6 protein-coding genes are annotated in these 11,809 nt (G+C 45.9%); all 6 read left to right on the top strand.

The window, feature by feature from the left end; translation table 11 throughout:
- The first annotated feature begins 220 nt into the window (after positions 1–220).
- Entirely contained in the window at positions 221–1,108 is an 888-nt protein-coding gene (locus Q0668_RS12585) for a hypothetical protein (RefSeq protein ID WP_298865088.1), read from the top strand.
- Positions 1,109–1,234: 126 nt separating this feature from the next.
- A complete protein-coding gene (locus Q0668_RS12580; protein ID WP_298865086.1) occupies positions 1,235–3,580 on the top strand; it encodes a hypothetical protein in 2,346 nt (781 codons plus the stop codon).
- Between the two features lie 34 nt (positions 3,581–3,614).
- Entirely contained in the window at positions 3,615–3,881 is a 267-nt protein-coding gene (locus tag Q0668_RS12575; RefSeq protein WP_298865084.1) for a hypothetical protein, read from the top strand.
- Positions 3,881–7,447: a hypothetical protein gene (locus tag Q0668_RS12570; RefSeq protein ID WP_298865083.1), complete on the top strand. Its 3,567-nt coding sequence runs from the start codon at positions 3,881–3,883 to the stop codon at positions 7,445–7,447. The genes Q0668_RS12575 and Q0668_RS12570 overlap by 1 nt, the downstream gene beginning before the upstream one ends.
- 284 nt (positions 7,448–7,731) lie before the next feature.
- Complete coding sequence (locus Q0668_RS12565) at positions 7,732–10,533, top strand: SNF2-related protein (protein ID WP_298865081.1); 2,802 nt, start codon at positions 7,732–7,734, stop codon at positions 10,531–10,533.
- A 31-nt stretch (positions 10,534–10,564) separates the two neighbouring features.
- Positions 10,565–11,809, top strand: a 1,245-nt coding sequence (locus Q0668_RS12560) for a site-specific DNA-methyltransferase (RefSeq protein ID WP_298865078.1), incomplete at its 3' end; no start/stop codon positions are given.

Here is an 11,809-nt window from a genome sequence, read left to right as displayed (position 1 = left end):
GCCACAGGCAAAGATGCAAGCCATTCGGGTTTCGTTTTGAGTTTTGTGAAGTTCAGGGAGATCAATACTGTAGAATTGTGCGATGCGTTCGACGGCATTTCCACCTGCGACCAGTTCTTTCTGGAGTGAATCGACATCGATGTAGCCACTGTTTTTCTGTGTCATGCAAGAGAAAGTATGAGCAACTAAAAGGGGGAGATGGTACGCTTCTCTTCAGCGTATGACAATCAAATCAGTATCAAAAATCCGTTGGCAGAAAACAACTCGCGATGACGACATTATGGTTGCTTTGACACGCTGTCCATTGACCGCTGAAGAACTTCTGAATCTGAGCCAGACATGGTTACAACCCTTTACCGGATTGAGGCGGGTACAGGAGCGAATGAAAGATTTGACCGCCGCTGGCCAGTTGCATTCGTGGCGCTATGCCACGACTGGACTAGGTGGTGCCCGGCTCTATTACAAGCTGACCTTGGCAGGCTATCGCACTATCATGCAGGACGATGAGATAAAACCGCCCACTAAACGATTCTTTTACGAAATGAACACCGGTCGCCATCGGCATCAGCAGGCATTATCACAGTTCATCGTACAGACTTATATTGCTGCACATCATCGTGGAATCAAAGTTGTTGATTTCCACCCGGAGAACACGTTCCGCATCGATTGTGGTGAACGCCCCCTTTTCCCTGATGCTCGATTCAATCTTCAAATGCCGAACGGAACATCGTTCACCTATTGTGTCGAACTTGATAATAGTACCGAGTCTGTTCTCTCCTACAAAAGTGCAGATAGTATTCTAAGTAAGATGCAACGGTATTTGATGGATATGGTAACTTCTCCTCAGCCGTATCGTGTCCTTTTTCCCATTACTGGATCGCCAAATCGTTTGCGGCATATTGTCGATGTTAGCAAGCAATTGATGGTTTCCGATAAATCGTTCTCACCATTTTACATTGTCCTGCTGGATGATTACCTCGCACATCCTGATGCATTTTTTCTTCCTTACTTTCATTCCCCAGAAAATAGAAACATTCCCCTTTTACGTTCACAGTCTCGGCAGTATCAGATCGATCCTACATTGCTGGAAAGTCCGGCTATGGTGTGATAGCGTGCTATCCCTGTTGGCAGGCTCGTTGTTCTGATGGTGTAGAGCCTAACGCTCGCCACTCCACTTAGGACTGGTCAGACATCCCCGAGCAAAATGCAAGCCACAACGGGGCAAAGCCCGCCGATGAAACATGCAAGTTCAAAAGCGGGTACTTTGTGTTACGCTGTCACTCCAATGCTTATTTCCATAACTGACACACCGACGAATGAACGAGGGCCGCGACACATGCGGTCGATACTGGCGGCCATTCATCACGCTTCGTCAGCGAAACAGCCCGTTTCGTTTCTGGTCGGGCATCATGAGCAGCAAGTCGGATTGTATTGTCGGTTTCCCGGTCAATTACATGGGCTGATTCAACGGCAATTTCATGCTAAGTATCCAGATTGCACCATTGACCTTCTGGAAGAGGATGTACTTGATTGTCCAGTAGGAGATGCAGCATGGTCGATGTCGTTGCATCTACGACCCGACTTGTTTCCGATTCTACGCTATCAGCAGTTTGAAGACGTGATCCATGAAGAAGTGGATGATCCGATTGGGGGTGTCTTACAGGCCGTTGGCCCAGACAGCAGTGATGTGCAAGCTAAGATCGAATTGATTGTAAATCCGGCCAATTCTCACCGATATAAAGAGGCACAAATCGCAGTCGAACGATTGGCATGCCCTTTCTTTCGTAAGCATCGGAGTATTGCTCGAAAATATGCTATCGCAGCCAGTAGCCCCAAGTGTTGGGAACGGTTTTTGGCAGCTTTCTTTGTTCGCCTCTTTGTTTGGAAGAGTGAGGAACGGTTTGCGTCGGATGATGAACTCAACAAGACATCATCCCGAATGCATGATAATGAAAAAGACTTGCAGGCATCATCGGTCAAACTGGGGCAACATCTCTTTGAAGTACAGTTGAATCTGATTGTGAATGCACCAATGGATCAGAAACAGACTGCCATTCGTAAACTTCAAGAGTTGGCTGCGGTGTTGAATAAATTCACGGAACCGCGATTAGGGGTCTTTCAATCTTCGTCAATCATCAAATACGAACCACGATCAAAGCGTCGTGGTTTTCTGCTTTCTGACGAGGAATTGGCAACGATGTGGCATCTACCAACGAGTTCGGTACGAGACGTTTCTTTGCAGGCAACGCACTCAAGGCGGTTGGAACCGCCAGTGGAATTACCCCTCAAGAAAAAGGGATTATCTGGTTCCGGGATTTGTGAGCTGGGACGGGTTGCGTTTCAGGAGCGGAATGAACGATTCGGAATTCAGACCGAAGACAGGTTTCATCACTTTTTCATTGTGGGCAAGACTGGAAATGGGAAGAGTACGGTATTACTAAATGCGATACTTTCTGACATGGGAGCGGGGAACGGTCTTGCTCTTGTCGATCCGCATGGTGATCTGGCGGATGCAGTACTGGCAGCAGTACCACGTAATCGTACCAACGATGTGATTTTGGTCGACCCGAGCGATTTAGACTATTCAGTTGGGTTCAACCCGTTCGATGTTGACCCCTCAATGGTTGATGTCGCTTGTGATGGTGTGGTGAGTACTTTTCGAAAGGTTTTTGGGACCGGAACCCACACACCTCGACTGGAAGATATCCTTTGGAACACGGTTCTGGCTTTGATGCTGGCAGGGGATTCAACCATCCTCGATATGTTACGCATGTTCGATGTGGATGATGGCTTCCGTAGACAGGTTCTTTGCCGTGTGTCTGACCCGGTCGTGCGTAACTGGTGGATGACGACGTTTCCCAGATTGCGTTCGCTCAAAGGGGAAGACCCGTTTGCCTCGGTTGAGAACAAATTGCGTCAACTGCTCACGAATTCGGTGATCCGTAATATGGTCTCACAACCAAGAAATCGCATTGATTTCCGGGCAGCTATGGACAGCGGAAAAATCATTATTTTCAATCTGTCAAAGGGAAAGTTAGGGGAACGAACGTCGTCATTTCTTGGTTCGCTGTTTGTCACACAACTGCAACTGGCAACAATGACCAGGGCCGCAATTCCAGAGCAGGAACGTAGACCATTCTATCTCTACGTCGATGAGTTTCAGAACGTAGCGACATCAAGTTTTTCTGCGTTTCTCTCCGAAGCCCGCAAGTACAAACTGGGGCTTTGCCTGGCGACACAGTTTCTCGATCAGGTTGAACCGCAGACATTGCAGGCTGTTTTCGGAAACGTTGGCAGCTTACTTGTCTTTGCTGTTGGCCCGAATGATGCAGATATCTTAGCTGAACAATTGACTGGCCATGTCAATTCAGCAGATTTGATTGCACTCCCCAAATACCGTGCTTGCATCCGACTTATGATTGATGGCATGAGTCGACCTGCCTTCACAATGGAGACTATCAAACCAGAAGTGAATGCTATTGACCGTTCAGGATTGGTGCGTGAACAGTCCCGCAGGCGGTATGCGCAACCGGTAAAGATCGTCCAAAATCAGATCACACGATCTTTCAGTCTGGTTTGACGGATTCAAGGATTGCAGGCAATCTTTGTTACCAATGAAAACTTTTCCAACCCACATTGATACTAATGAACGAAATCGCCTGATAGATGATTTTCTGTCAGCAGCCAATGGGGAAGAAGTTCATTACACGGACATAGCCTGGTTTCTCCAACTCGATCCCTTTTATGTCAACAGTTGGATGCGGAAATATAATACTGGGAAATGGATCAATGGAAGAAACCGTTCGTGGTGGAAACTATTCCCTGAAAAGGTACCTGATTCTTTCGGTTATGCAAAAATGACCAGCCTGTCACATGATTGATGTTCCTGCTTGCAGATATAAAGTTTCTCTGGCAATCTGCTTCTCCTGTGAATGAAAAGAATGATCATACCCCCTTTGGCGAATCAATTGATGAACTTCAACAAACCGTTGAGGAGTTATCGCAAGAGGTACGAGTTCTGCGTGATGTGCTTGATGAGATTCGAGAAGATTTTAGCTGGGCATTGCGGAATGGGCATTCGGAATCCATCGAAGAAGCTGTCGCAGACAACATAATTGATTCAGAGCATGAACCAACAGAAAAATATGTTAAGCAGAGTGAACCAGAAGAGGTTTCAATTGAGGAACCGGTTACAAGTTTACTTGCCAACAACACGGAAGGTCGAATCAACGAGCATGAGGAGTGGGTAAAAATAGTCCGCGACCCCGCTCAAAAAAATAGTGAAGGTTTGAGGAAACTGCAAGCAGATAATGGGAAAGCAACCGCTGAATATGAGGTGGCCCCATTACCAGATGGAGGCTATGCAATACGAATCACTCTTTCCTACCATTGTGGCGACACGCAGGGGACTGCGATTCCCTGGTCAGAATATGATTCACGCGAAGCCTGTATCAATCAGTTTGAAAGTCGAGCAAAGCAATTCTTTCAAAAGCCGATTGATAATGGTGGTAACGAGGCACAACAAGTGGCTCGCAAGGAGATGCTTAAGCATTTTGAAGATAGTCTCTTCGGGTTTGTAGAGCCGGATGTAAGTGAAGAAGAGAGGGTAGTTACTGAGAATGTTGATGATGAAAAACTTGTACAACTCAAACATCGCATTCTTGAATATCTCTCAGCGAATGTCGTTTCTGTGAAACTGAGTGATATTCGTAACGACATGGGATTTTCTGAAATCGACTCTGCTGACCCACTTGCCAACCCGGTCAATCATGCTTTGGTTGCATTGGAGAAAGCTGGCAATGTTTCTGTGATTGAAACAGACTTTGGTGAGCCGAGTTTTCTGTTTCAGCGTCCGCTCTATCTCCGTCCAGATCGTCAAAACAACTTTTCTGGATTGCCCTTCTATGAGTGGCCAGAACCAGAAGAGGGTCGTGATGCGCTCACAGTAGACCGTGTTGGCAGCAACGGGGATGGGGGCGAACATCGCTTTACCGTCAAACGGGGTGACACAGTTGAAGCATTCTTCAGTAAAGATAAACAAAAAATCGGCAAGGTGGTCGGCCTCTCACATGCAAACCGTGAAGTCGGAGTAGCTTTCCGAGAGGGGACTGAAGGAATATGGTTCGCTATTGGTAGTATCTATCCTGCATTGGAGCCAGCTTCCGACGAAGACTTGATTCCACTTTCAGATGTCATTGAGAAAGCAAATGATCAAAATACTCCCCAAGAAAAGGAATGGAGCGAAGCAGACCGCGTTTCATCATCGAACAAGAAATCCGCTGATGTCTTTGTTCCTGATTCCCACAGCAAAGGTGTGAAATCACTCACAGACAATCACCGGTCCTATACTCTAAATGACTTCCAGGCGTTTCTACAACGCGTCGAATCCGGTGATATATCTGTATCTGTTCTTCAAGCAGAATTCGCACATCTTAACTCCAGTAGAGGAGCGTTCATACAGCAACTTCTCGCAGAGAAGAACGCTAAAGAATTGAGAATCCTTGCATGCCGATTCGGTAGCCTCGATGCAAAACGAAATACAAAGCAACAGAATGCCGAATCTGTCATCCGTTCGATGATGTTGGCTTACACGCTCAAAAACAGTGTGACGTATCAACCCTTCTCCGGTGAAACCTACGAAGATGCTATCATCAAAGTTGTCGAATCAATCACCGATGAACAGATTCAGGAGCAGATCACAAAACGAAATGAAGAATCAGCCCAAGTTGAGAAATCACTTACCAATCCAGAGACATTTCGGGAATTTCGGTACTTCGTTGAACGGAAGGGAGAAAGTCAACTAAGCCAAGAGCAATTGATTCAGTATGATCGTCTCCGAGCAGAACAGACACGCTTACAACGTTCCAACAAGAAAACAGCAACTGTCGAACAATTCAATGGCGATATTGAAGGTTTGCAAATCACGATCAAAGAAGGTTATCACACCCGTCAGGAAATCCCTCTCTGGATTTGCCAGTTAGGCGAACGTGTCGATCGAACCACATTCAATGATTTAAAAATCAAAGCAAAACAACTCGGGGGTTGGTGGTCAAGTTTCAGAAAGGATGATGCAGGATTCCAATTCAAGAATGAAGACTCCGCAGAAAAGTTCCAGTCACTCCTGCAAGGCAATGCAGATCGAACTGATGAATTAGAAGATCGCAAAACCCGTAAGATTGAATCTGCCAGTGAACGACTCCTGCAATTAGCAGATGATCTTGAACAATGTGCTAACGAATCATTGCATCAGGATCGGCAAACAAACACAGTTCGACGTTCAGAAATGGCAGCCGGCATTCGTGGTCGGGCTTATGTCGATATCGCCTTTGCGGGAACAATGCGAAGCCTGGCTACTGATCTTACTTCAGGAGAAGTAATCTATCTCGATGGCATTCGAGCAAAGACACAGTTGCAAACGCTCATTGATGTTCTTCGACGAGCCAAGCGAAGCCGTAATGAATTACTCCTCAAAGAAAAAGGAGAACTCGGTGTCTGGGATCGCCACAATGCTGTTGAAGAACTCGATAACCGACCAATAAACCTCAATGATGCTGACTTCGCAGAATATCCGTACCCCAACATCTACAAACAAAATCTCGAAGCGGTGATCCAGAAAGCACTCCATCGTAAAGGTGTCATGCAACGAGCCAATAAAATACAAAAACAGATTTCACTGGAAGCTGATTTCATTCAGTTTAAAGAAGAATACGAAATCAAAGAATTCGCTGAATTCTGCACTCGCTGTAAAGAGACAGGCATCGATGTCCAATGGCTTGAATCTACACTCGACGACTACAAACGACTCCACGCAGCCAATATCCACACACTCCCAGAACTTCGCATGGCTTTGCGGGAACTGGTTCCCCATCTGCAAAAGAGACAGGAAGATGATCCCGTCTTGAAAGCAGAGCAAGCTATCGTCGGTAAAAAGCTAGACGGTTTCTTCCCTACACCAAAGCCGATCATTTCCAGAATGCTCGAATTGGCAGAGATTCAAGAAGGAGATCGTATTCTCGAACCTTCAGCCGGCAAAGGGGATATCCTCGATATGATCCGCTTGCATCATCCTGAAAATGAAATCACTGCAATCGAACGCAATGGTACCCTGTTCGACGTTCTTGAAGCCAAAGGGCATTCGGTCAAACGAGCAGACTTTCTGGAGCATCAGGGCGAATACAATCACATCATCATGAATCCGCCATTTGAAAAAGGGGCAGACATCGAACATGTTCTCCATGCTTTCAGCCTGCTTGCTCCTAATGGCAAACTGGTCGCCATCATGAGCGAAGGCCCCTTCTTTCGCAATGACAACCAGGCAACAGAGTTCCGCAATTGGCTCGATGAAGTCGGTGGTGAATCCGAACAACTTCCCGAAGATGCTTTCAACAACGCCGAAGCCTTCCGCAAAACGGGAGTTCGCACACGAATCGTGACCATCACGAAATAAACGACCGGTCAGTTTACTTGCCACTTTACAAACCTCAGAGGAGCGTGGTTAATGTTACCATTGTGCCTGAAATTGGCTGAACATAGTTTAAATGTTACCTCGTGTTAAAAAACGTGGAGTTTTCATAACGAAAGCACTTGCACTTAATAGATGAAATCGGTGTTATTAAGTATACTGCGAGGGTTGAGAACTCTCTTGGTAGAGCGAAACTATGAAATACGACAATATTTGTGCGAACAACAATGATTACTGCATATCATGCGAAGTATTATGCAAACGAACTGATGAGACGCTGTCCTTCCAACAGTGTCGAGCGGTTTACCGCTGCATTGTTGGATTCTCAGGTTGATCTGAATCCCCATCAGGTCGATGCCGCCCTGTTTGCGTTTCGCTCCCCCCTCTCCAATGGTGCCATTCTGGCGGATGAAGTCGGACTTGGCAAAACCATCGAAGCGGGGATTGTTCTCTCACAGAAATGGGCTGAAGGAAAACGGAAAATCCTGATCATTTTGCCTTCCAGCTTGCGGAAACAATGGCATCAGGAATTGCAGGACAAGTTTTATCTACCCTCTCAGGTTCTTGAATCGGCTTCCTTCAATAAAACAATCAAAAAAGGGAAACAGAACCCGTTTGATCTGAATGAGATCGTACTCTGTTCGTATCAGTTCGCTCGGAATAAATCAGAATATGTGAGTGCTGTGAATTGGGACCTGGTCGTGATCGACGAAGCTCACCGTCTCCGAAATGTCTACAAGAAGAGCAATAAAATTGCCCGTGCATTGAAAGATGCGTTGTCTCATGCACCAAAGCTTCTTTTAACCGCTACACCGCTTCAGAACTCCTTGCTGGAGCTCTACGGGCTGGTCAGCTTCATTGACGAGCACACCTTTGGTGATCTGAAAAGTTTTCGCAGTCAGTTTGCCAGACTCTCCCACGGAGACAGTTTTGATGATCTGAAAGAACGGCTCAGTCACGTCTGTAAACGGACGCTACGTCGGCAGGTTCTCGAATACATTCGCTATACCGAACGGAAAGCTCATACTCAGGAGTTTATTCCGTCAGAGGAAGAACAAGCCCTGTACGATATGGTTTCCGATTATTTACAACGAGAGAATTTGCAAGCACTCCCATCAAGCCAGCGGGCTTTGATGACTCTGGTGCTCCGCAAATTATTGGCTTCTTCCACATTCGCCATTGCAGGCGCTTTGGAATCACTTCGGAATAAACTGCAAAAGCAACTGAAAGAAAAAGTCCGACGAAAAAAAGGTTGGAAAGACCTTGAAGAGGATTTCGAAACCTGCGATGAACTGAGTGACGAACTCAACATCCCGGAAGAAGAGATTGAGGAGCCAATCTCGGAAGCCGAGCGGGAAGCAATTGAGGAAGAGATTATTGAATTGCAACACTTTTTCGATCTGGCAATGAAGATATCACAGAATGCGAAAGGTCAATCACTCCTTAAGGGCTTGCAAATCGGTTTTCAGATGACGACTGATCTAGGTGGTGACGAAAAGGTCGTCATTTTCACTGAATCACGTCGCACGCAAAACTATCTAGTCGAACTGCTCTCTTCCAATGGCTATTCCGATCAGATCGTTTTGTTTAATGGATCGAATACGGATCTTAAAAGTCGTGAAATTTACGCGGACTGGAAAACCCGTTATGCAGGAACAGATCGCGTCACTGGATCTCGTACCTCAGATACACGGGCAGCGATTGTCGATTACTTCCGCGACCATGCCAAAATCATGATTGCCACCGAAGCGGCTGCGGAAGGGATTAACCTGCAATTCTGTTCGTTTGTGGTCAACTTCGATCTCCCCTGGAATCCGCAACGGATTGAACAGCGAATTGGGCGTTGCCACCGGTATGGGCAAAAACACGATGTGGTGGTGGTCAATTTTCTCAACAGGAACAATGCAGCCGATCAGCGAGTTTATGAATTGCTCTCTGAGAAATTTCAACTCTTCAACGGTGTCTTCGGTGCTAGTGATGAAGTGCTGGGCAGCATTGAATCGGGAGTCGATTTTGAGAAGCGGATTATGGAAATCTATCAGTCCTGCCGAACTTCCGCTGATATTCAGTCTTCCTTTGATGCATTGCAGGCAGAGCTTAGTGAGCAGATTGACGAAGGGTTAAAGAATACCCGTGTCAAATTGTTGGAGAACTTCGATGCAGAAGTCGCTGAAAAGCTGAATATCTACAAAGCGCAAACCACTGCCTCTCTCAATCGATATGAGGCTCTCTTGTGGGATGTGACGCGGTTTGTGTTGGATCAGGACGCAGACTTTGCTGAACCTGCTTTGACATTCCAATTGACTCATTCCGATCATAAAGAGATTCCGACGGGTTGTTACACGCTCAAACGACAGGATGAAATCGGGCACCATTTCCGGATTCATCATCCGCTGGCTCAACAAGTATTAGAAACCGCCTCGGAGAATGATCTCTCACTATCAGAATTGACATTCGACTATTCAGGCACGCCCCGTAATATCTCGATTCTGGAACCCCTGGTTGGCCAGAGTGGTATTTTGACTGCTAATCGACTAACAATTAATTCTCTCGATTCCGAAGATCATATCCTACTGGCTGCACAGACCGAAGCAGGAGAAATGCTTGATCAGGAACAGGCCAAGCGACTGTTCAATCTTCCAGCAACATTGCAGGAATGTGACGGGATCGACATGCAGTCGTTACAATCTGCTTACCAGAAACTCAAAGGAGAAGTCTTGGGAGATATTTCGGAACGGAATGCTGTCTTCTTCGAGGATGAGATGGAAAAGTTGAACCGCTGGTCGGGCGATAAACGAAAATCACTCAAGAGCCGTCTTAAAGAGTATGATGACCAGATTGCCGACTTGAAAAAGCAGGCACGTTCTGCCCGCAATTTGCCTGAGAAACTGTCACTTCAGAAGAAAATTCGGAATCTGGACAAGAAACGAGACGAATCATGGCGGGAATACGACGCTGCCGCCAAAGAAGTGGAAAATCAGAAGGATACATTGATTGACAGAGTGGAAGCTCGCTTGCAGCAAGAGGTTTTTGAAGAGACACTCTTCACTATTCGATGGAAGTTAATTTGAAGTTAGAGCCAAAGAGTGGCAGGATTGAAATATGACAGACGACACGATGAATACAACACCAGAAAAAATGGATCTTGAATCGCTCGATATCGGCGAGCAGAAACGAGCAGAACTGAAAGCTTTGTTTCCTAGTGTTTTCACGGAGACGAAAACAGAAGCCGGAAAACTGGTTGAGGGCATCGATTTCGAGAAGCTGAAAGCGGAGCTGGGCACATTCAGCGATGTATTTGAAAGTCGCCGGGAACGATACGGTATGGATTGGCCAGGCAAGAAGGACAGCATGAAGCTGATCCAACAGCCCAGTCTTGCGACTCTAAAGCCGTGTCGTGAGGAGTCGGTCAATTTTGATGCGACCGAAAACCTCTTCATTGAAGGTGATAATCTCGAAGTCCTCAAACTGCTACAAAAATCGTACTACGGCAAGGTGAAGATGATCTATATCGATCCACCGTACAACACCGGTAAGGAATTCATTTATCCGGACAACTATAGCGAATCTCTCGATACATACCTTGCTTATGCAGGGCTTGTGGATGCTGAGGGAAAGAAGTTTTCAACCAATAGTGAGAATGAAGGACGGTATCATTCGAAGTGGTTGAACATGATGTATCCACGGCTTTATCTTGCCCGAAATCTGCTGCGTGAAGATGGGGTGATATTTATTTCGATTGATGACAATGAATTGACGAACTTAAGAGAATTATGTGACATCATTTTTGGAGAGGAAAACTTTGTTGCCAACATAGTGTGGCAAAAGAAATATGCCGTTTCAAATGATGATCCTGGAATAGCCGCAATGCATGATCATATTCTTGTATATCAAAGAAGTGACCTATTCCAAAGAAAGTTATTACCCAGAACGGATAAACAACTGAAAAGGTATACAAACCTTGATGGCGACCCAAGGGGGGAGTGGAGTTCTGATAATTACGTCAGTAACAAGTCACGTTTTGAGCGTCCTACGCTTTGGTACGCAATTAAGCATCCAAAAACTGGTGAAGATGTATGGCCAGACGAAAATGCTGTATGGCGATATTCAAAAGATAAGCACCAATATATGGTAGATGAAAACCGTCTCTATTGGGGACCAGATATGTCGTATGAAAAACCAAGGATAAAACGGTTTTTATCTGAAGTTCAGGATGGCGTTGTTCCATCAACTTGGTGGCCATTTTCTGAGGTAGGACATAATGACGAGGCTCAAAAAGAGACGGGTGTAATTCTAGGAAAGAAAATATTCAGCACACCAAAGCCGGTAAGGCTAATTAAACATATA

This window comes from uncultured Gimesia sp. (assembly GCF_937910335.1).
Taxonomy (GTDB): Bacteria; Planctomycetota; Planctomycetia; order Planctomycetales; family Planctomycetaceae; genus Gimesia.
Note: the sequence above shows the minus strand (reverse complement) of the source record. Positions and strands in the feature narration are given on the sequence as shown.

Bases quoted from the DNA above. Each gene is read 5' to 3' on its own strand.
- Q0668_RS12570 (WP_298865083.1), top strand. From the start codon at position 3,881: ATGTTCCTGCTTGCAGATATAAAGTTTCTCTGGCAATCTGCTTCTCCT.
- Q0668_RS12585 (WP_298865088.1), top strand. From the start codon at position 221: ATGACAATCAAATCAGTATCAAAAATCCGTTGGCAGAAAACAACTCGC.
- Q0668_RS12565 (WP_298865081.1), top strand. From the start codon at position 7,732: ATGAGACGCTGTCCTTCCAACAGTGTCGAGCGGTTTACCGCTGCATTG.
- Q0668_RS12580 (WP_298865086.1), top strand. From the start codon at position 1,235: ATGAAACATGCAAGTTCAAAAGCGGGTACTTTGTGTTACGCTGTCACT.
- Q0668_RS12575 (WP_298865084.1), top strand. From the start codon at position 3,615: ATGAAAACTTTTCCAACCCACATTGATACTAATGAACGAAATCGCCTG.